Genomic DNA, 21,448 nt, shown 5'->3' on the forward strand with positions numbered 1-21,448 from the left:
CCTTGACTGAAATCACCCGCTCCGCATATTCTGAACGAACGGTCGGTAATTTATTAGGAGCAACCATGGCATCGCAGAATCTGCAGTCAGTGCCCGCTGAGCTGTCCCCGGAAGAGCAGGAGCGGGAGGCAGCCGGACAGGCGTATTTTGATCGCATCATTTCGGAGGACTCGCGCATCGAACCGCGCGACTGGATGCCGGCGGCTTACCGCAAGACTTTGCTGCGCCAGATCTCGCAGCACGCACACTCGGAAATCATCGGCATGCAGCCGGAAGCAAACTGGATCACCAGGGCACCGAGCCTGAAGCGCAAGTCCATCCTCATGGCCAAGGTCCAGGACGAGGCCGGCCACGGCCTGTACCTCTACTCGGCCGCCGAGACCCTGGGCCAGTCCCGGGACCAGATGATGGAAGACCTGATTGCCGGCAAGGCCCGGTACTCATCCATCTTCAACTACCCCACGATTTCCTGGGCAGACATGGGGGCCATCGGCTGGCTTGTTGATGGTGCCGCCATCTGCAACCAGGTGCCCCTGTGCCGTGCCTCGTACGGTCCTTACGGTCGCGCAATGGTGCGCATCTGCAAGGAAGAATCGTTCCACCAGCGCCAGGGTTTCGAGATCCTGCTGGAGCTCTCCAACGGTACGCCTGCGCAGAAGCAGATGGCCCAGGATGCAGTGAACCGCTGGTATGCGCCGTCGCTGATGATGTTCGGCCCGCCGGATGACGATTCACCCAACTCCAAGCAGTCCATGGCCTGGAACATCAAGCGTTTCAGCAATGACGAGCTGCGCAGCCGGTTCGTCGGAATGATGGTGGAGCAGGTCCGGGTCCTCGGCCTGACGCTGCCTGACAAGGACATCCGTTTCAACGAAGAAACAAAGAAGTGGGAGCACGGGCCCCTGGACTGGAATGAGTTCAAGGAAGTCCTGGCCGGCCGCGGTCCCTGCAACTCGCAGCGCATCGAGCGCCGCCGCGAGGCACACGAAAACGGTGCCTGGGTTCGCGAAGCCGCAGTGGCGTACGCCCGCAAGCAAGCACAGAAAGAGAACGCAGCATAATGGCTCCTCACGGCAACCCGGAAGCACCGGCCAGCGCAGCCAGCGAAATCAACCGCGAGGCCCCCAAGGTTGCGGCAACCAACGCTGAAAGCACCACGACGGCTCCCGCCTCACGCCCGGACGTCACCTCGCATGGCGCCAAGGAAGAAACTCCCTGGTCCCTTTGGGAGGTCTTCGTCCGCTCGAGCCGCGGCCTGTCCCACGTGCACGCCGGTTCTTTGCACGCACCGGATGCGGCCATGGCCCTCCGGAACGCCCGCGACCTGTATACCCGCCGCAACGAAGGCGTCTCCATTTGGGTTGTCCCGGCCGAGGCGATTTCTTCCAGCGATCCGGATTCCAAGGGTTCCTTCTTCGAGTCTCCGCAGGGCAAGGATTACCGCCACGCCACGTACTACACCAAGAGCGAAGGCGTGAAGCACCTGTGAATACTAAAGATTCCGACTTCGCCATCGAAGGCCACGGCGACATCTCCGTTGGGGTCCACGGAGCCGGCGCTTCCGGCGACGGTTCGGCCAGCGCCACCCGCATCACGCCCGGCAACGCGTTGCGTCCGGAGGACATCGCCCTCGAAATCCAGAGAGGCCAGGTCAAGCCCACCGAGGATGTTGCAGAGTTCGCCCTGCGCATCGGCGACGACGGCCTGATCCTCGCACAGCGCCTGGGCCACTGGATTTCCCGTGCTCCTGAGCTCGAGGAAGATATCGCCCTGGGCAACATAGCCTTGGACCAGTTGGGCCACGCGCGCTCCTTCCTGACCTACGCTGGCGCAGCCTGGGGTAAGTCCGAGGATGACCTTGCATACTTCCGTCGCGAGCACGAGTTCCGTTCCGCGCACTTGTTTGAGCAGCCCAACGGTGACTTCGCGGTGACTATCGCCCGGCAGTTCATCGTGAGCTTCTACCAGTACGAGCTCTACACCAAGCTCATGGAGTCCACGGACGCCACCGTCGCGGCCATCTCCGCGAAGGCCGTGAAGGAAGTCGATTACCACCGCGACCACAGCGCGCAGTGGGTGCTTCGCTTGGCCGGCGGCACCGATGAGTCCCGGGCACGCGTCATCCATGGCTTCAAGCTCATGTGGCCGTATGTGGACGAACTTTTCGAAGACGACGAGCTCACCATGCGTCTGGCCGAGGCCGGCGTCGCCGTTCAGCCTTCCAGCCTCCGCTCCGGGTTCGATCGCCTCACCGGCGAGATCATGGCCGAAGCCGAGCTGGAAATTCCCGACGTCCCGCAGGCTCTGGGCGGCGGCCGCCGTGGCAAGCATTCCGAGTTCCTGGGCTACATCCTTGCTGAAATGCAGGTCTTGGCCCGCGAACACCCGGGCGCGAGCTGGTGACCAGCATGGCAACACTTGCACGGACAGAAGAGCAGCGGGCTTGGGACATTGCGTCTACGGTGTGTGACCCGGAGATCCCGGTCCTCACCATCGAGGACCTGGGGATCCTCCGCGGGGTGCGGGTCATGGAATCAACAGACCAGCACGACGGCGGCGCCTCAAGTGCCGCCGTCGAGGTCACCATCACGCCCACGTATTCGGGCTGCCCGGCGATGGACGCCATTGGTGACGACTTGCGGACAGCCTTCGAAAAGGAGGGTTACGCGAGCGTGCACGTGAACCTGGTGTTGTCTCCGGCGTGGACCACCGACTGGATGACCGAATCCGGCAAGGCCAAGCTGGAGGAATATGGGATCGCACCACCAAGCGGCATGGCTGCCGCAGGTGGCCACTCCGGGCCCGTCCGCCTGAGCCTCTCCGTGAAATGCCCGCAGTGTTCGTCGCTGAACACCAAGGAGCTCACCCGCTTTGGTTCCACATCCTGCAAGGCGTTGTTCGTCTGCCAGGACTGCAAGGAACCGTTCGACTACTTCAAAGTCCTCTAAGGAATTCCATGACCACCGAAACCCAGACGGCCAGCCGCCGTCGTGCGTCTTTCCATAACCTGGCCGTCTCGGAAGTCCGGCGCCTCACGGACGATGCCATTGAGGTCACCTTTGCTGTTCCGGCCGAGCTGGCGGGGCAGTACGACTACCTGCCCGGCCAGTACGTTGCTCTGCGCACCACGCTTCCGGATGAGAAGGGTGAGCCGCACGAGGTTCGCCGCAGCTACTCGATATGCGCAGAGCCGCGCAGTTACGAGGACGGCAGCAGCGAGATCCGCGTGGCCATCAAGAAGGACCTGGGCGGGGTGTTCTCCACGTGGGCCAATGCCGAACTGAAGGTCGGGGATGTCCTGGATGTGATGAGCCCGCAAGGTGCGTTCATTTCGCGGCACGGCAAGGACGGCTCGTCGGTCCAGCACAACGTCATGAACTCCATGAACCATCCGGAAGAGTTGGCGGGGGAGCCCGGCAGTTTCGTGGCGATCGCCGCCGGTTCGGGCATCACGCCGGTCATCGCGATTGCCCGCACGCTGCTGGCCGCCAACCCGGAGACCACCTTTGACCTGGTGTACGCCAACAAAGCAGCCATGGACGTCATGTTCCTGGAAGAGTTGGCGGACTTGAAGGATAAGTACCCGTCGCGCCTGGCGCTGCACCACGTGTTGTCCCGCGAGCAGCGGATCGCGCCGCTGATGACCGGACGTATTGATTCGGAGAAGCTGCAGGCGCTGCTCAGCAGCGCCATCCGTGCCGAGGACGTGGACGAGTGGTTCCTGTGCGGCCCGTTCGAGCTGGTCCAGCTGTGCCGTGACACCCTTGCTGCCCGCGGCGTGGAGCCTGAGCACGTGCGCTTTGAGCTGTTCACTACTGGCCGACCGGACCGTCCCGAGGGCAACGCCGGCCGTCCCGTTGTGGAGGACGAGTCGCAAGACACCTACAAGATCACCTTCACGCTCGATGGTCTGACAGGCGACGTCGCCAGCCCCACCCACGCACGCGAGTCCATCCTCAACGCAGCGCTGCGCGTCCGACCGGACGTTCCCTTCGCGTGCGCCGGTGGTGTCTGCGGCACCTGCCGCGCCAAACTGGTCACCGGTACGGTGACCATGGATGAGAACTACGCCCTTGAGCAGGACGAGCTGGACAAGGGCTACGTCCTCACCTGCCAGTCCCACCCCACCAGCGAAGAAGTTACCGTCGACTTCGACGTCTAAGGAGTCCCCCATGATCGAGCTCTCCATTGCCAACGGTATTGCCGAAATCGTCCTCAATTACCCGGACAAGCTGAACTCGCTCAACGAGGACGCGCTTGCCGAACTGGACAAAGCGTACGACGACGCTGCTGCCGCTGCCTCACGCGGTGAAGTGCGGGCGCTGCTGCTTCGCGGAGAAGGCCGCGCCTTCTGTGCGGGCCGCGACATCTCGGGGGTGACACCGGAAACCGACGATGCCCAGGCGTACCTCGGCGGACTTGTTGAGCCATTGCTGAAGAAAATGGCTGCATTCCCGGCGCCCACGTTTGCCGCCGCTCACGGAGCTTGCTTGGGGGTCGGGCTGGGGCTGCTGTTGGCCACGGACGTTGTGTACGTGGCGGACAACGCCAAGTTCGGCTCACCCTTTGCCAAGCTCGGTGCCACGTTGGACTCAGGCGGGCACTGGTACTTCACGGAGCGCCTGGGCATGCACCGCACGCTGGACCTGATCTACACGGCCGACCTCATTTCCGGCGCGGAAGCCGTGGAACAGGGGATGTTCAGTCGTGCGATGCCGGCGGATTCCCTCCTGCCCGTGACCCGGGAGATCGTGCAACGGGTTGCTTCCGGTGCAACCGGTGCCTTCAACGCTTCGAAAGAACTCGTGGCCCACATTCGCGACCAGCGCCTGGGCCTCTGGGCGTCAATGGCGGAGGAAAACACGGAGCAGGCGCGGCTGTGCAAGACCGACGACTACGCCGAAGGCTTCCGTGCCTTCCAGGAGAAGCGGGCGCCCGTTTTCAAGGGGTAGCTTCCTCAGTCCGCGCCCCGGATCAGACAAATTCTTTGAGGAGCTTGTACCCGGCCACTTTTCCTTCCAAGGAGAGGACGGCCATATCTTGGTCCGGAGTGCTCACGTCAGTGAGGGCACCATACGTGTATGCCGGGGCCGGGGACCCGCTCTTGAGGCATGGAAATGCGATGAGTGAGCCGGCGCCGATGTCTCCGCCGGGTTGATCCTTGTTGGGGCCATTCGGCGGCAAGGTATAGGTGGTGGCCTTCGTGCAAACAAAAGCATCGTCGAAGCTTGCCCCACTGGGTTTGCCTGTGCGGGCGTCCAACAGTGCTGACGAATAGTAGGTGCCAGCAATCACAAAGTCACCGTGGCCCGCTGAAGGTATAAGGCCCGTGGTTTCCCAACTGTGAACTTCCACCGGTTTGCTTTCCCAAGCGGCTTCGCCGGTGATGGGATCGTAGCCCACCACCTTTGAGTGTCCGCCCCCGTATTTCCCTGCGGGAAATTCAATGGAGCCGTCTACGTACTCACACCGAACAGGAAAAGCGGTCCCGCCCTCCAGCTTGGAAGAAGCCGTGCCCACGGCCTTTGCGCATTCGAGCTGTGAACCATCAGCAGTCCAAAGAACCCGACCGCTGGATGCCCGGAAACCCACCGTTTTGGTGGTTTCGCGAAGGTTCAGTGAAAAGGTTTGTTCCGTAAATTCCTCGGGTGCAAAATTTGTGGGGTTAATGCCGACGGAACCGACGTAGAGATCCAATTTTTCCGAGTAAGTGAAGTGCCAGCCCATGGCTGTGGTGGCGCCCTTCCCGAAAATGCTTTCAATTTCCACTTCCCACAGGACCTCGCCGTATGAGACGTGGGCCAGGGTTTCAACTCCGCCCGCTAGCACCGAGTACAGTTCTTTCCCGACCGGCCGGAAGTTGCCGGTAAGCGGGTTTACTTCAAGTCCGGACAGATTGTCGCCGGATTCCAAGTCCACCCAGTGTTCCACTGTCCCGGACGTTTCATCGAAGGCGATAAAGCACATGTCCTGCAACCCGTCGCAGGCAAAGGGACGTGTACTAACTAGTTCTGCCCTCCCGCGGTAGAGCTCCTTGCCGGTGTTCAGGTCAAAGGCCACCGGGGCAGTCCACCACTCGTAGCCGCTGTTGTTGGGCGGCGGAGCCGTAGCCTGCAGGAAGATGGCGGCGCTCTTCCCTGCAGCGGTCCTGGTGACAACAGGTACAAGGGGAACAGAAGGCGCGTCGAGCCCCGGGTGAACAGGCTGCGTCCAGAGCTGTTTCCCATCAGCAACAGAGAACGCATGGGCATTGACACCTGTGGGAGTCGACGCGTAGACCAAGGCAACGCCATCAGCCACCACAGGTTGGCCGATGGCATCGAGCGGTACTTCCCATGCCGCCGTCGTGGTTTCTGTATTTCGCGCTACCGGAGCCGTGCTTGCAGGTGGCGTGGTTGCAGTGGGGGCTCCCGGCAGGGGAACCATGGTGCAAGCTGACAGCAGCATCGCCGCACCGACGGCTGTGACCCCCAATCCCACTGGCATCAGACGGGCAAGGAGCCGCACGGATCGGGATCGATTCATTGTTCCCCCAGGAACATCCATGGTTCAGCACCTGCAGGGCGTAGTTCCAAACCTGAAAAGGCCAACAAGACGTGGCTCAGATAGAGAATACAGCTCACGGACCTGGATGAAAGCGCCGGCAGTACCGGATTCCACTACCTGTCACCAAGATGTGCGGCCTAAACTTAGCCACACGCATGAAACGCGCCCTAGCGGGACAGCGTGCTTCGAACGGAGAGTGCCGTGCTCCAGATGATCATGTGCAAACTGAACCTCCATCACCACTGGCACGTGGAATCCGCGGAAGATGGCAGCGGCCGGTACAGGCGCTGCACACGCTGCGGCAAATACGACCGCGACTGGGACGGCAGCGGCTTCATGCACTGAGCACGTCAGACCTTGGCTCGCCTCGGCCCCCCACATTCGCGGAACAGAAACCGCCCACGCACCTGACGAGGGCTCAGAATGTGTTGGAGAAGGCAGTTGCTGGGAGCCCGGTCCCCATGAATCGGTAGTTGAGGGTGGTCTGGGACGTTGGGTCTTTTCGGGCGATACCCACCGTGAAGTGGAGGTTCCCGGGGTCTACCGCTGTGCTCGTGCAGCGGACTTCTTTTGGGCCATCGTTATGTGCTGAGCAGGACCAACCTTCAGGTTGGATGAGTGTTCCCGGGATCAGGCTTGCCCCTTCGGATACGGAGAAGATCACTTCAGCGGCTTCGGTGGCTGTTTGGCCGGAAATGGTGAAGGTGATCGTGGCCTGGACATCGGCTGCGCCTGAGCCCGCCCTTGTGGTGACGGTGGCCGTGACCTCTGGCGCTATGGTCGGGCTCGGCGTCGGGGTGGGGCCCTGCGTCGGGGTGGGGCTCTGTGTTGGGGGTGCTGGGTCCGATGTGGTGCCCGTCCCGGGTACCGGTGGCAGGACTCCCGGGGTCTTTGGCGGAGCGGCCGGGGGCGGGACAGGCAAAGCGACCTGACGGTGTGGCAGCGCGGGAAAGCCCGCGGGGCTGCGTTGGACGCCGTTCTGGGCGGGCAGTTCTTTACGAACCGCGGGAGGTTCTTCTCGCCCGGGGCCGGAGGCGCTCGAAGGCTGATTCGTTGGTGCGGTCGGGGCCGGATGGGTGCCGGTGAGTGGGGACTTTGTGTTCTGGTTGTTGTGGGTGGAGGTGGACGTCGGTACCTCACCCGCCTGCGGTGTGCCGGGGTTGTTGGTTCCGGTTGCTGCCAAAGCTATGCTGGCGCCCACAATAACGGCTGCCCCGGCTAAACCCGCTGCCCCGACTTTCACCATCGCGGCAATGGACTTGGGAGCAGGCGCGCTGCCGACACCCGACGTGGTACCCGCGATTCCAGGGGCAGCCGAGGTCAGGGCCACTCCCGCGATCAGGGGGAAGATGATGGCCCTCATGGCGGACTGCACGTCATTGAGGTCCAGGAGCAGGGCAGTGCATTTTGAGCAGGATTCCAGATGGGTCTGGACTTTTTCGTGGGCCCGCCGGCTCAGTCCATTCCGCGAGAAGGCCCCCAGCTGGTCCGGATACCCTTCGCATTCCTTGGAGGTTGAGTCTTTGATGTGGCCCTGCAAATACGCTTGCCGCAGGCCTTCACGGGCCCGGATCGCCAACGACGACACCCCGTTCGGGGTGATCCCCAATACTCCCGATGCCGCGGCCGGTTTCATTCCCTCAATGTCCACGTACCACAGCACTTCCTGCCAACGCTCAGGCAGGGATTTGAACGCGGCCGCCACCGTGCTGGACTCAAACCCGACAACGGCCGGGTCCTCAGGATCCTCCACCTGATCCAGCACAAAACTGTCCGAAACCGGCAGGCTACGGGCCGCCATCCGGTTCTGTGCCTGCGCGATCCGCCGCACCGCCGTCAGCAGATACGCCCGAAAGAAAGTATCAGGACCCTTGCCACCCATCAGGGCCCGGTGAATCGAAACAAAAGCCTCCGAAACGATGTCCTCAATATCGGCCCTGTTATCCACCTGCCCGGCCGCGACATACCGCGCCATATCCCGGTGCCGGTCAAAAAGACTCGCAAAAGCCCCCTGATCCCCCGACCGAACCCTTAAGACAAGATCAGCATCACTTACAGTCTCTGTCGCCGTTGCCGTGGCTGTCATTGGACCAGGTCCAGGACAGCGCGGACGATGCTGTCGGTGTCGATTCCGTGGTAGCGGTAGACGTCGTCCATGCCGCCCGCCTGGCCGAAGGTGTCGACGCCGAGATTGCGGCTTCTGACTTGGTGCACGTTGGCGAGGAACGCGAGTGTGTGGGGGTGACCGTCCAGCACGGTGACCATGGGGAAGGCGCGCTCGGAGGGCAGGATCTGGTCCAGGATCCAGGACGGTGCGTCCGAGTTTTGTCCGTTGCGGCCTTGCAGGGCGTCGTAGAGCAGGCCGGGGCTGGTGACGCATACGACGTCCACGGGAGTGCCTTGCGCGGCGAGGCGCTCGGAGGCCGCCAGCGCTTCGGGGACCAATGCGCCCATGGCGACGAGCGTGGCGGTCGGTGTCGCGGCCGCGCGCAGCATGTAGCCGCCGGCCACTACTTGGCGACGGCGACGCTCACGGGCGGCGGGATCTTCCGGGACGGCGGCCAGTTGTTGGTCGACCGGTTTTGTGGAGAGCCGCAGGTAGGCCGATTTTCCGTCCGGTCGTCCGAGTTGGGACATGGAGGCGAGCAGCGTCCACTCGACGTCGATGGCGAAGGCCGGTTCGTAACTGGTGCAGCCGGGCTGTTCCAGGCCGATGGACGGCGTCTTGATGGACTGGTGTGCGCCGCCTTCGGGTGCGAGCGTGACGCCCGACGGCGTGCCTACCAGGATCGACTGGCCGCCGGCGTAGATGCCGTAGGACCATGGTTCCAAGGCCCGCTCTACGAATGGGTCATAGAGCACGCTGATCGGGAACAACGGCTGGCCCCAACGGCTCCAGGTTGCGCCAAGCTCGCCCAGGAGGCTGACAAGGTTGACCTCGGCTATGCCGAGTTCGATGTGCTGCCCTGTGGGCTTTTCACGCCAGTGCATGACCGTCTCGGTATCGTCGCTGAACCAGTTCTGGCGCTCTTCCACTGACCAGACGCCCACCTTGTTCAGCCAGCCCGCGAGGTTGGTGCTGGAACTCACGTCGGGGCTAACGGTGACCAATCGGCGGGCCACTTCGGGCGCCGCACGGGTAACGTCCAGCAGGGTACGGCCCAGAGCCGCCTGTGTGGTTGCCGTGCCCGAGGGCGTCCTGCCGAAATCTGCCGGTACTGGGGGCGGGGCGACAGTAGGCTGCGCGGAGCGCTGAAGGGTTTCGGCCGTAATTCCCACCAGTTGCCCTTCGGCGCTTGCGGGCTCGAACCGCGTCCAAGGCACGTCGGGGTTCTCGCCCATCTTGTGGGCGAGTTGGCGGTACTGATCGATGGTCAGCAGCGAGGAATGGTTCTGCGGGTGCCCTTCGGTGGGCAGCCCGTTGCCCTTGACGGTGTAGGCGATGATGACGGTGGGGCGGGTGTCATCGATCTGCGCGTAGGCCTCGCGCAACGCGGCAAGGTCGTGCCCGCCCAGGTTCCTGATGGCCCGGGTCAGGATCTGGTCCTCGACGCCGGCAATAAGTTCCGCGATTGCCGCACCCTCGGCGCCCTCACCCGGGAGCCTGCGGCGCAGCTCCTCGGCGGAGCAGCGCAGAAGCCGCTGGTATTCGGGATTTGACATGTCAACAATGCGTTTCCGGAGTGCATCGCCTCCAGGCATGGCCATGAGACTTTCCAAAAGATGGCCGAAACGCACGGTGATCACCTGCCAACCAGCGGCCTCGAAGAGGCGCTCAATCTTGCCCGCGGCAATGTTTGGCACCACCCGGTCAAGGGACTGCCTGTTCAGGTCTACGATCCAGACGATCTCGCCAAGATCCGCAACGTTCGAGTCCAGCACGGCCTCCCAGACGGCGCCCTCGTCCAGTTCGGCGTCGCCGACGAGCGAGTACTGGCGACCGCGGTTCGGTGTGCCGCTCACGGTCTCTATGTATCGCCGCGAAATGGCACCCCAAATGGGCGCGGTGGCGCCGATGCCGACAGATCCGGTGGAGTAGTCAACGGGATCCGGATCCTTGGAACGGCTGGGGTAGCTCTGCAGCCCGCCGAACTCACGCAGCGTTGTGAGGTACTTTTCATCCAAGCTGCCCAACAGATAGTTGATGCTGTGGAGCACCGGCGAGGCATGAGGCTTGACCGAGACGCGGTCCTCTGCGCGAAGCTGCCCGAACCAGAGGGATGTCATGATCGTGGCAATGGAGGCACTCGAGGCCTGGTGCCCGCCCACCTTGATGCCGGATGTGTTGGGCCGGACCTTGTTTGCGTGGTGGATGATGGATGTCGCAAGCCAGAGGACTCGGCGTTCGATCATAGCAAGTGCGTCCAGTTGGGGATCGTCGGAGGTCTTGGCGGTTTTCGCCGCCAGGTCATCGCTGACTGGGGTCAGGTTCATTGGATGCCTTAAAGGGGGTGTTGGTGGTCATGGGGGTGCGAGTAGTTATTGGGCGATCAGTAGTCCGCGCTTGAGGACTCCAACCGGCGTTGCGAGAGTGCTGATGTCCTGCATGGGGTCCGCCGCCGTGACGATGAGGTCGGCCCACAGCCCGGGACGGATGCGACCCACGTGCGTCTCCACCCCGAGCATGTCCGCGGCTTCACACGTGGCAGACTTCAGCGCATGCTGTGCTGCCAGTCCGGCGTCGACATAGCGTTCCAACTCGCGGGCAAGGAGATCAAAGGTGACGTGGGCAGGGCCTGCGTCCGTTCCTGCCACGATTGACACACCGGAGCGGAGGAACTCGGTCACGTTGGTAAACCGCGATTCCAACCGGGCCACCACGTTGCGGTCCTGGGGGTTGGATAGTACTGGGTGGCCCTCTCGCAGCTGCCGGGAAACGATGTCCGCTGAAATGACGGTGGGCACAATGTGGATCCCGGCATCGGCCGCCCTGCGCAATAGCTCGCGATCGGGAGCGCACTGCTCGTCCGGCCCCAGCATCGAGGCATGTTCCAAGGAGTGCACGCCTGCCTCGATACACGCTTCCATCGAAGAACTGGCGTGGGCATGGGCTGCAGTCCTCATGCCGTAGGAGCCGGCGATGACCACCGCCTCACGGAGCAGGATGGGGTCGAATTCGAAGACGCTTGGACTGGTTCCGGGAGTAAATCCGCCGCCGCTCGCCATGAGCTTGATCCAGGTGGCGCCGGCCGCGTGCTGTTCGGCGATGATGGTCTCGATGTCCTCACGGGTGCGTACCTCTCCGCCCATGTCGTGACCGTGGCCGCCCACGCGGCAGATCGGCGCACCGCAATGAATCACGGTGGGGACATCGGACACCATGCCCAGGGCTGCCCTCATGGGAGCAAGCAGGTGCCTGGGTGTCCCGCAGTCCCGCACTGTGGTTATTCCGGCACGAAGCGCAATCCGCGCATTCGCCACAACCTGCGCAACGATTTCGTCATCGCTGCTGCCCTGATAGGTTCCCTTCGGGTCATCACCACCATCGAAGGCCAGATGAACATGGGCATCCATCAGCCCGGGAGCCACGAACCTGCCCTTAAGGTCCAGGACGCTGCCCGTGCCCGGTTCACTGCCGGCAGGAACAATACGGGAGATCTGCCCTGCCTGTAGCCACACATCGCTGAGGGAACCGGACGTGCCCGACTCGGGATCAACAACCCGTGCATTGAGCAGCACGGTGACGTCGTCGGCTGTCCGGGCTGCGCGGCTGACGCTGTACGGTACGGGACGGTCCGTCACATCAAAGGTGATGGTCATGTTAGTTGCTCCTTGTGCTTACGTGCATCGAGTAGGTTTCGTCCAGCAATTCCCTGAGCGCGTCAGCTGCGAGGCGTACGTCTTCCGTGCCAACGTCCAGATGGGTGACGGCACGAATCGTGGATGGGCCAAAAGCGCCCATCCGGATGCCGCTCTTCTGCAGCAGGCGATCCACCAGGAACGCCGCGGTAACTGGGAAGTCGACGAGGTCGAAGAGGACAATATTTGTCTGAACTGTTAGGGGATCGATCGAAATGTGCGGGTGGACGGCAAGCAATTCAGCCAGCAACCGGGCATTCCCATGGTCATCTGCGAGCCTGTCCACGTTGTTGCGGAGAGCAAATGTGCCCGCTGCCGCCACAATGCCTGATTGACGCATGGAGCCGCCCCACCGTTGCTTGAGCCGCCAGGCCTCACTGATGAAATCAGCGTCGCCGGCCAGCACTGCTCCTATGGGGGCGCCCAGTCCTTTGCTGAGGTCCAGCCAGACTGAGTCGAACGGGGCACAAAAATCGTGGGCAGATACGCCCGTGGACACCACCGCATTGAGCAGCCGCGCGCCATCCATGTGGGTTTTGATCTGGTGAGCCCGCGCCACATTCGTCACTGACGTGATCCCCTCCAGCGACCAGCACGTGCCGCCTCCGAGGTTGGATGGCTGCTCTATTGAGAGCACCGCGTTTCGGGCGAATGACCTGCCCTCAGGGCGGAGCGCCGCTTCAAGCTGGGCAGCAGAGAACACGCCATGGTCTGCTTTGATCGGCCTGTACAGTGCACCGGCCAGGGCGGGCGCCCCGGTTTCCTCATGGCACAGCGAATGCGCGGTCTCGTCAACAAGAATCGCGTCGCCGGGCCGGCAGTGCAGCGCATAGGAGATCTGGTTGCACATCGTCCCTGATGGCAGGAAGACAGCTTCCTCCTTGCCCAGGAGCTCCCGTGTCAGGGCAACCAGTTCGTTGGTGGAGGGGTCCTCACCCTTTTGTTCGTCCCCAACTTCGGCGTTGGCCATGGCTTGGCGCATAGCTTTCGTTGGCCGGGTAATAGTGTCGCTGAACAGGTCGATTCTGATGGGGTAGCTTGATCCGACGGGAATCACTGTGCGGCCTTGGGTGCCGAGCCTGTGCGTGGCTGGAACAACTTGTAGCCGTCGCGAGGAATGCCCACGCGCACATGGGAGGAATCCGTGCGCTCACGGGTTTCGACCACCAAGGACTGCTCGCCGACGCCCACCCTGTACCGGAAGTGATGGCCGTGATACGACCTCTCAAGGACGGGTCCATTGACGGTCATTTCAAAGGCATCAGACGACGCATCGTCAGGCAACAACGCCAGCGCTTCCGGCCGTACGGCAACCACCACGCCGTCGGAGTCAATCGAGGACGGTACGTGGATCGCTTGGTCCAACCCGTCGATCTTGATCGTCAGGATCCCCTTTGAGCGGCCAATCACTGTTCCCTCCAGCAAGTTGCTGGTGCCAACAAAATCAGCAACAAAGAGATCGGCAGGATCGTTGTAGATCTGCTCCGGCGTACCAATCTGGCGGACGGTTCCGGCAGACATGACCGCAATCCTGTCGCTCATTGCCAGGGCTTCGTCTTGATCGTGGGTCACAAAAACGGTGGTGACGCCAATCTTGCGTTGCAACTGAAGCAACCAATCGCGGGTACGTTCCCGCAGCTTGGCATCAAGATTGGAAAACGGCTCGTCCAGGAGCAGCAAGCGCGGAGGGAATGCCAAGGCTCGCGCCAGCGCCACTCGTTGTTGCTGACCGCCGGAGAGCTGATGCGGATAGCGGTCTGCCTGATCAGAGAGGTCAACCAGCTCGAGCACTTCATCGACGCGTCTGCGTAGTGCCTCGGGCTTGTAGCGTCGCAGTCGCAGCGGATAGCCCACGTTGTCGCGGACCTTCATGTGCGGCCACACGGCATACGACTGGAAAACCACGCCGCAGTCGCGGCGTTCCGGCGGCAGGAAGGCGGAGGAATCGTGGTTGAACAAGGTCTGGTCGCCCACAATAATGCTGCCGCCGTCCGGCTTGAGCAGTCCTGCGATGGACCAGAGCGTTGTGGATTTGCCGCAGCCGCTTGGCCCAAGCAACGTCAGTATCTGTCCGTCGGTGGCTGTCACCGAAACGTTGTCCAGGACCGTCAGACGGCCAAACTTCTTGGTGAGATTGGTGATGACCAGATCAGACATTAGGGCGAACTCCAAACAGAATGCGTCCTGCGCCCAGGACAGCTGCGGTGATGACGAGTTGGATGACTCCGAGGGCCGCGACGGTGCCGCCGAGGCCATTTGCCGCGATCTGAAGCATGGCCAGCCCCAAAACCTGGGTTTCAGGGGTCACCAGGAAAACTGCGGCGTCGGCTTCATTGAGCATTGCTACAAACAGCAGGACGTATGAGATGCCCATGGCTGGCCTCAGGAGGCTGAGGATGATGGTGCGCATCGCCGTCCACCAATCTGCCCCGGCCGAGCGCGCTGCGCGGTCCAGGTCCGCACCCAGCGCGGCAAGTGACGGGTAGAACGCGGCGTAACCCATGGCGAGTGCCCGGACCCCGAAAGCGATTCCCACCGCCCAAAGTGTGGCTCTGAAAGTTCCGGACTGGTCCAGGATTGCAAACGTCCAGAAGAAGGCCATACCGGTGATCAGGCCTGGGACGGCCCGGGGATAAAGCACGATGTGCTCCAAGGATCCGCGGAACCGAAAGCTGGAACGGTGGGCAACCAAGGCGATGACGGCGATGCAGGCGGTCGCGATGGCGGCGCCGACGGTGGCAATCAGCAAGCTGTTGCCAATGGCTCCGGTGTAGAGCGGGTTGGTCAAGATCGCCGAGAAATGGTCAAGTGTGAGCAGGCTGAACGGGTTGATCGCCGGGGTCAGAACAGCGGTGAACGAGGCGAGAACCACGCCGCTGAGCGGCACCAGGGTTGCACAACCCAGAACAATTCCGACGCCGGCGGACAGCAGCCAGCCGAAGGGGCCTAATTTGACGACGTTTGCCGGTCTGGATGATTTGCCGCCGGTTGTGGTGAAGCGGGCGAGGTCGCCGGCCAGGCGGTTGCGCAGCAACAGCAGCAAAGTGACGGCGAGCAACAACATAACGGCTCCTGCAGGCAGGACTCCTCCACCGCCGTCGGCGCTTCCGGTCCACTGCCGGTACAGGTAGGTGGACATCATGTCGATGTTTTTGGAAGTACCTAGGATGAGGGGAATGCCCAGTGTTTCCAGCGCCAAAGCGAAGACCAGCAGCCCGGAGTTGAGTAATGCCGGGCGCAGCAACGGCAGAGTCACCGAGAGCAAGGCGCGGAGGGGGCCGGCACCCGCGCAACGGGCCGCTTCCTCGAGTGTCGAATCGCCTGAGGACAGCGTCCCCCGGGCAAAGAGGTAGACCACAGGCGAGCCAAGGACCGTACCCATGACCACCATTCCCGCAACACTGTAGAGGTCAAAGGGGACAGTGAACGGCGTGTACTGTTCCAGCAGATGTGTGGCATATCCGTTTTTCGACCACATTGACTGCCACCCGACGATGAGCACCAGTCCAGGCAGGACCAAGGGCAGGACGATCAGGGCTGAATAGAGCCGCCGCAGCGGAAGGTCGGTGCGGGCAACCAACAAGGCCACTGTGGTTCCAACCAGAACTGAGCCGATGGTGGCGAAGACGGCGAACTGCAGGCTGTTGGCGACCGCTGACCACCAAAGTGGATCGGTCGCCAGCTTACGGAAGTTGTCCAGGGTACCGCTGCCGCCGCCCTCGTATAGCGGGGTGGACCAGAGTGATGACCAGACGATCGGTACGATCGGGCCGAGGATCAGCAGGACTGCGAAGATCCAGACACCGTAGTGGATGACTTTCTCCGGCAACCATGCCCGCTTGATGTTTCCAACACCCGGCGGCGGGGGCGGGGCCTTGGGGTCTGTTAGGGTGGAGCTGCTCATCGCCCGAATGCTTCTTTCCAGCGGTTCTTGAAGGCCGGTGCATCGTTCACCAAGGCCTCATCCCATGTGGCGATGTTGATGTTCTCTGCACCCAATTGCTCCGTAACCTTCGCGAGGTTTACCGGGCAGTCCACCCCATCCAGGTAGGGTGCGAACCCGCCTGCGCAACCGGCCGTCTGGCCCGCCTTGTCGATAAGGAAGTTGAGGAACACTTTGGCCGCGTTGGGTGACTTACCCCCGGTTGTTGCTCCGGCACCGCGGGGCATGAAGGGCGATCCGTCCTTGAAGAACTTGTAATTCAGCACCTTCGCGGTAGCGCCGGTGAGGAGCGGCCGGGTAGCGCCGGACTGGAAGTAGGACATGGTGTACTCGCCCTGCAGGAGTTTGTTGTACATGGGCCCGGCACTGGCTTCCACCTTGGTGTTCTTTCCGAGTTGATCCAGGACGTTCCAGCCGGCCTCGCCCGCCTTGGCTATGTAGGCGTGATTAACCGTGTAACCGAACTCCGTAGTGCCGTCATAGGTGACGATCCTGCCTGTGAGTTTGGGGTCACTCGACATCTTGGCGAGGGCTTCAAGGGAATCGGGTTGTTCGGATTCGGGCAGGAGGGTGGTGTTGATCAGTGCCATGACCGGGTTGAGTTCCATTGCGAAGACCCCGGGGGCGAGTTTCGCGAAGTCGGGCAGTGGCGCGGCGGCAGGGGGTGTGAAGTCCTGGATGTCGCCGCGCTTGACCAGATCGAGGAAGTTCGCGCCTTGCAGGCTGACGATGACATCCGCGGTCTTTCCGCCAGTGGCTTTCTCGTTGAGGTAGCGCTGGAAGCTCTCGGTTCCGCCGAGGCTGATATAGCTGGTCTTGATATCGGGGTGCTGGGTTTGGAACGCAGCCAGAACCGGTTTCATGGTCGCCTCATTCGCCTCGCCGTAAACCAAAAGCGAGCCTTCCTTGCCGGCGGCGTCCAGGATTGCAGGGTCCATTGCTGCTGCCGTCGGAATGTCCGTCTTGACAGCGTAGGCATTGGGGGCGTCACTCCCGCTGCAGCCTGTCAGAGCTGCGAAGCCGCAAAGTGCGGCAACAGCGACTATTGCACGTCGTTTCATGTGGGACTCCTTTGTCACTGCACTGAACTTTGGGTTGGGACGGTGCTTTGAGTTATCGCGTGGGATGGAAATTCGCGGAAGGGGCGCCGCTAGCGCCCGGGAAAACCTGTCCATCGGGGTGTCTCGTTCTTGCGTTGTTTCTCTTGGTCTACGAGCCACCTTGGTGTCCCGTAAGTGAATCGGCATCGGCTGCGACGTACTCTTGGCCGCTGCTTGTGTTGCGGAGGAACCTTCACGTGTCTACCAGGGGGAGGCATCGCTGTCTCGCGTCAGATGGCTTTTGCGTAAGTGAAGTTCAGTGATCCGCAGGTTGTTCTTAAACTTTGGCACGTAGCGGGCTATTGCGCAATAAGTGAATGCGACTAATCTTATGAACATGAATAAGTCCTCCAACGCCCCGGAGCGCGGCACCAGGCCGCGGAACCGGCGCGCCCTGATACTTGCTGCGGCAGGTGACCTCTTCGTGGAGAAGGGATACCCGCAGGTCAGCATGACCGATGTGGCCAAGGCGATGGCAGTGCAGCCCTCCGCCCTCTACCGACATTTTCCGGGCAAGGGCGAGCTTCTTCGCGAGGCAGTGGTGGCCAGCCTCCAGCCCTTTTTGGATAGCATTACCCGGGCCCCCGACGGCGACCTCGAACAGTTGATCACAGCGCTGGGTCGGGCAATTCTGGTACACCGGGAGAACGGCGTGCTCTGGGAGCGTGAATCCCGCCATCTCCCGCCTGCCACCCGCTTCGATATTGCCAGCGGTATCAAGTTCGCCATCAGCAGCAAACTGCAGTCCGGCAGCTCTGCGCTGCCCACTCCCGAGGCGGACCTGCGGGCATGGGCCATGTTTGCGGCGATGATCAGTGTGTCGCTGGACCCCAACCGGCTCTCGCGTGCGGACGAAGAATTCCAGCTGACCACGCTCGCGCGCACAGTACTGGTCATGCCCATGCCACCGATTGAAGCGGCAACGAATCACCGTAGTGCGACCATTGACTTGCCGCGCACCCGCCGTGAGGCCTTGCTGGCAGCCTCAATCCGACAGTTCGCGGCGTACGGGTTTGACGCCGTCAGCCTTGACGACATCGGCGCCGAGGTTGGAGTAGCGGGTCCCAGTATTTACCGCCATTTCGACAGCAAAGCGGAAATGCTTGCCGCGGCACTGCATCGCGCCAAGGAAGTGCGGTGGATGGATATGTCGCGGGCTCTCTCTGAAGCCGCTGATGCAGCCGAGGCGCTGGAACGCATCCTTTCCTCATACATTGCCTTCTCGCTGGGAAGCCCGGAATTCCTGCAACTGGCTGTGTCCGAACGTCCGCACCTTCCCGAACGGGAGTTGCGGAACCTATTGGAGGCCCAGAGCGACTACGTCACCGATGTCGCCTCGCTGGTCCAGGACGTTTACCCCGGGGCCGATCAGGAAGTGGTCAGGACCCGGGTGAAAGCGGCATTGCATGTGATCAGCAGCGTTGTCCGCACTCCGTCCCTCCGGGACATCCGAGGCATTCAAGGGATTCTCGAACAGATTGCCACAGGCCTCATGGTTCCCACGAACCAATGAGGGATCGTACGTCCTCGAGTCCACCGACCGTCTGAGTTTTCCGCCACATTCCATCAGGAATGAGATCTTGCGCACAAAGCATCTCAGGAATAAGATAATGACCACTGATGTAATCTGCATCACTTCAAAGCTCATTCTGAGACAGGTGCCTTAGGCATCCCTGATCACCAGGGTCCACGCATAGCGGGGCCGACTGTTCGCAAAATTACCTGGAGGCACAATATGAGTGCAGTGGTCGCACAACCATCGGGCGCGAGTTCTCCGAGGAAGGTCGCCTTCGCGAGCCTCATCGGCACGACTATCGAGTGGTACGACTTCTTTATCTACAGCACCGCGGCGGTGCTCGTTTTCAACCAGCTCTTCTTCCCTGACTTCGACCCGACAACCGGGACCCTGCTTGCGTTCTCGACTTTCGCGGCTGGTTTTGTCGCCCGTCCCATTGGGGCCATCGTCTTCGGCCACTTCGGTGACAGGGCAGGCCGGAAGCCGATGATGGTCCTCACCATACTGATCATGGGCATTGCCACTGTAGCCATTGGACTACTGCCCACATACGACTCGATAGGCGTGTTCGCTCCGATTCTGCTGGTCGTACTGCGGCTGACCCAAGGATTCGCACTCGGGGGAGAGTGGGGCGGTGCAGTGCTCATGGCTACCGAACATTCCCCCGAAGGCAAGCGAGGCTACTTCGGTAGCTGGCCGCAGGCAGGCGTTGCAGTCGGGCTGATCCTGGCCATGACCTTGTACATACCCCTGGAATCGATGTCGGAGGACGCCTTCATGGCCTGGGGGTGGCGGGTCCCGTTCCTTCTCAGCGCTGTACTGGTTATCACTGGCCTGGTTATTCGTGTGAAGGTCGCGGAGAGCCCGGAGTTCGATCGAGTCAAGGCTGACCACGGCGTTGTGCGTCTGCCTGTAGTCGAGGTGCTTCGGACACACCCCAAGCAAGTGTTCCTTGTAGCCGGCGCCAGCCTGGCACCGGGAATCTTCTTCTACCTGATCACCGTGTACAACTTTGTTTACGCAGGGAAGTCCGGAGATCTGGATTCGACGGCGATGTTGGTCCTGGTGATCGTCACCTCTGCGATTGGCTTCGTGGTTACCCCGATCGCCGGTGCGCTCTCAGACAAATTCGGCGGGCAGCGGGTGTACTTGTGGGGCCTTGCGCTCATCGTCATCGTTGCCTTCCCCCTGTACTTTGCCCTTGATGGAGGAACTTACGGCCTTATTGCCGTGTGCTACGTCGCGGCAACGGTGGCCGTCTATATCCCCTGGGCGCTGTCGCCGGCATACTTCTCCACCGCTTTTGACGCAAAGGTGCGTTATAGCGGACTGTCCTTGGCTACAACGCTCGGCAATCTCTTCGGCAGCGCCATTGCACCCCTTATTGCCGGTGCCCTGTTTGCTGCGACTAATGCGTCTGTCTCAACTTCGCTATACGTCTTCGTCGCCGGAACGGTGTCCATCACTTGCGCTGTTTTGCTTGGACGGGTCATACGAAAGAAGGCATCGCGGGCTGGGAGACGCAGCGATGCGACCGGGGTTGATGAGGTCCCCGCATCCACGTATTCGGAGTGACACAAAGCACTCCGCTGTATCAAACGCCAACAAAGGAAGGAACTACCATGAGCGGCAACGATCAACATGTCAAAACATTCACGCTGGAACGAGCAACACCCACCATCGGGGCGTATATCCACGGACTGGATCTACGTGAAGAGATCACCCCGGAATGCCGGGAGGAATTACGGGAAGCTTTCCTGGAACACCAAGTACTGTTTCTCCGCGACCAGCACATCACGCCGGATGATCAGATCGAATTCGCCAAGGTTTTCGGCGACCCCCAGGAAGTAAGTGCGTTCTTCCCCTCCCTCCCCGAATATCCGCACATTGAGGTGTTGGAGTCGCGTGGCCGGGCTGCAGGGACGGACGTCTGGCACTCGGACTTGACCTGGCAGGCAACGCCGAATTCCGCTACCTGCCTCCACGCACAGGAAATTCCGCCGTGCGGCGGGGATACGCTCTGGGCGAGTATGACCGCCGCGTACGACGCTCTGCCGGAGAACGTGAAAAGCGTCATTGACGGGCTTGAGGGAGTGCACGACTGGGAAAAGGAACTCACCGGAGTTGTTCGCCAAGGTCCCGACGGCGAGGCGCGCTACGAGGAGACCCGGCGGAAGTATCCACCCATGACGCACCCTGTTGTGCGTAAGCATCCGGAAACCGGCCGAAAGCTTGTCTACGTCAACGCGTTGTTCACCACCCGGCTCACGGGCATTTCCACCCAGCTGGGGGACTCGCTGAGAAACATGCTCACCGACCTCGCCAGGACTCCGGAATACCAGGTTCGTTTCCGTTGGGAACCGAACTCCCTGGTGATCTGGGACAACCGATCCACCCAACATTATGCGGTGGGGGACTACCACCCGCACTACCGACTGATGCATCGGGTCACCCTGAAGGGCGACCGCCCGGCATAGTGCGGGCCGTAACCGTGCCGGGCGGCCTGTTGCGGGCCGCCCGGCTGGTCGATATGGAACTCAAGGT

17 protein-coding genes are annotated in these 21,448 nt (G+C 61.9%); 9 read left to right on the top strand and 8 right to left on the bottom strand.

Annotation, left to right across the window (positions count from 1 at the left end; genetic code table 11):
* The first annotated feature begins 65 nt into the window (after nucleotides 1-65).
* From paaA to AC0J5Z_RS07115, 6 genes are read left to right on the top strand one after another with little or no spacing between them, the layout of a single operon-like run.
* Nucleotides 66-1,061, top strand: a complete 996-nt coding sequence (gene paaA / locus AC0J5Z_RS07090; protein WP_475038436.1) for a 1,2-phenylacetyl-CoA epoxidase subunit PaaA — start codon at nucleotides 66-68, stop codon at nucleotides 1,059-1,061.
* A complete protein-coding gene (paaB, locus tag AC0J5Z_RS07095; protein WP_475038437.1) occupies nucleotides 1,061-1,489 on the top strand; it encodes a 1,2-phenylacetyl-CoA epoxidase subunit PaaB in 429 nt (142 codons plus the stop codon). Before paaA ends, paaB begins: the two co-directional genes overlap by 1 nt.
* The gene (gene paaC / locus AC0J5Z_RS07100) at nucleotides 1,486-2,403 is read left to right on the top strand and encodes a 1,2-phenylacetyl-CoA epoxidase subunit PaaC (RefSeq protein ID WP_475038438.1); all 918 of its coding nucleotides are present in this window, start codon (nucleotides 1,486-1,488) and stop codon (nucleotides 2,401-2,403) included. The genes paaB and paaC overlap by 4 nt, the downstream gene beginning before the upstream one ends.
* A gap of 5 nt (nucleotides 2,404-2,408) precedes the next feature.
* Nucleotides 2,409-2,948 (top strand): 1,2-phenylacetyl-CoA epoxidase subunit PaaD, encoded by a 540-nt coding sequence (paaD, locus tag AC0J5Z_RS07105; protein ID WP_475038439.1) that lies wholly within the window; start codon nucleotides 2,409-2,411, stop codon nucleotides 2,946-2,948.
* A gap of 8 nt (nucleotides 2,949-2,956) precedes the next feature.
* Entirely contained in the window at nucleotides 2,957-4,162 is a 1,206-nt protein-coding gene (paaE, locus tag AC0J5Z_RS07110) for a 1,2-phenylacetyl-CoA epoxidase subunit PaaE (RefSeq protein WP_475038440.1), read from the top strand.
* 10 nt (nucleotides 4,163-4,172) lie between these two features.
* On the top strand, nucleotides 4,173-4,952 hold the full coding sequence (locus AC0J5Z_RS07115; protein WP_475038441.1) for an enoyl-CoA hydratase/isomerase family protein: 780 nt from the start codon (nucleotides 4,173-4,175) through the stop codon (nucleotides 4,950-4,952).
* 22 nt (nucleotides 4,953-4,974) lie between these two features.
* Here AC0J5Z_RS07115 and AC0J5Z_RS07120 read toward each other — a convergent pair whose 3' ends face one another.
* The 8 genes from AC0J5Z_RS07120 to AC0J5Z_RS07155 all read right to left on the bottom strand — a co-directional run bounded on the left by AC0J5Z_RS07120 (nucleotide 4,975) and on the right by AC0J5Z_RS07155 (nucleotide 17,349).
* Nucleotides 4,975-6,525 carry a hypothetical protein gene (locus AC0J5Z_RS07120; protein ID WP_475038442.1) on the bottom strand — a complete coding sequence of 517 codons (1,551 nt, stop codon included), beginning with the start codon at nucleotides 6,523-6,525 and terminating at the stop codon, nucleotides 4,975-4,977.
* A gap of 439 nt (nucleotides 6,526-6,964) precedes the next feature.
* Nucleotides 6,965-8,632 carry an RNA polymerase sigma factor gene (locus AC0J5Z_RS07125; RefSeq protein WP_475038443.1) on the bottom strand — a complete coding sequence of 556 codons (1,668 nt, stop codon included), beginning with the start codon at nucleotides 8,630-8,632 and terminating at the stop codon, nucleotides 6,965-6,967.
* Complete coding sequence (locus AC0J5Z_RS07130) at nucleotides 8,629-10,980, bottom strand: transketolase-like TK C-terminal-containing protein (protein WP_475038444.1); 2,352 nt, start codon at nucleotides 10,978-10,980, stop codon at nucleotides 8,629-8,631. Before AC0J5Z_RS07130 ends, AC0J5Z_RS07125 begins: the two co-directional genes overlap by 4 nt.
* 45 nt (nucleotides 10,981-11,025) lie before the next feature.
* The gene (locus tag AC0J5Z_RS07135; RefSeq protein ID WP_475038445.1) at nucleotides 11,026-12,306 is read right to left on the bottom strand and encodes an amidohydrolase family protein; all 1,281 of its coding nucleotides are present in this window, start codon (nucleotides 12,304-12,306) and stop codon (nucleotides 11,026-11,028) included.
* Between the two features lies 1 nt (nucleotide 12,307).
* Nucleotides 12,308-13,402 (bottom strand): threonine aldolase family protein, encoded by a 1,095-nt coding sequence (locus AC0J5Z_RS07140; protein WP_475038446.1) that lies wholly within the window; start codon nucleotides 13,400-13,402, stop codon nucleotides 12,308-12,310.
* Nucleotides 13,399-14,502: an ABC transporter ATP-binding protein gene (locus AC0J5Z_RS07145; protein ID WP_475038447.1), complete on the bottom strand. Its 1,104-nt coding sequence runs from the start codon at nucleotides 14,500-14,502 to the stop codon at nucleotides 13,399-13,401. Before AC0J5Z_RS07145 ends, AC0J5Z_RS07140 begins: the two co-directional genes overlap by 4 nt.
* Nucleotides 14,495-16,249, bottom strand: a complete 1,755-nt coding sequence (locus AC0J5Z_RS07150) for an ABC transporter permease (RefSeq protein ID WP_475038448.1) — start codon at nucleotides 16,247-16,249, stop codon at nucleotides 14,495-14,497. The genes AC0J5Z_RS07145 and AC0J5Z_RS07150 overlap by 8 nt, the downstream gene beginning before the upstream one ends.
* The gene (locus tag AC0J5Z_RS07155) at nucleotides 16,246-17,349 is read right to left on the bottom strand and encodes an ABC transporter substrate-binding protein (protein ID WP_475038449.1); all 1,104 of its coding nucleotides are present in this window, start codon (nucleotides 17,347-17,349) and stop codon (nucleotides 16,246-16,248) included. The genes AC0J5Z_RS07150 and AC0J5Z_RS07155 overlap by 4 nt, the downstream gene beginning before the upstream one ends.
* A 376-nt stretch (nucleotides 17,350-17,725) precedes the next feature.
* On the opposite strand from AC0J5Z_RS07155, the gene AC0J5Z_RS07160 reads away from it, so the two are divergent.
* The 3 genes from AC0J5Z_RS07160 to AC0J5Z_RS07170 all read left to right on the top strand — a co-directional run bounded on the left by AC0J5Z_RS07160 (nucleotide 17,726) and on the right by AC0J5Z_RS07170 (nucleotide 21,381).
* Complete coding sequence (locus AC0J5Z_RS07160; RefSeq protein ID WP_475038450.1) at nucleotides 17,726-18,901, top strand: TetR/AcrR family transcriptional regulator; 1,176 nt, start codon at nucleotides 17,726-17,728, stop codon at nucleotides 18,899-18,901.
* A gap of 222 nt (nucleotides 18,902-19,123) precedes the next feature.
* Nucleotides 19,124-20,479, top strand: coding sequence for an MFS transporter (locus tag AC0J5Z_RS07165; protein WP_475038451.1), 1,356 nt, complete (start codon nucleotides 19,124-19,126; stop codon nucleotides 20,477-20,479).
* A gap of 47 nt (nucleotides 20,480-20,526) precedes the next feature.
* Nucleotides 20,527-21,381: a TauD/TfdA dioxygenase family protein gene (locus tag AC0J5Z_RS07170; RefSeq protein WP_475038452.1), complete on the top strand. Its 855-nt coding sequence runs from the start codon at nucleotides 20,527-20,529 to the stop codon at nucleotides 21,379-21,381.
* Nucleotides 21,382-21,448: the final 67 nt, after the last annotated feature.

The sequence above is a fragment of the Paenarthrobacter sp. TRD_SC_7 genome (assembly GCF_056156245.1).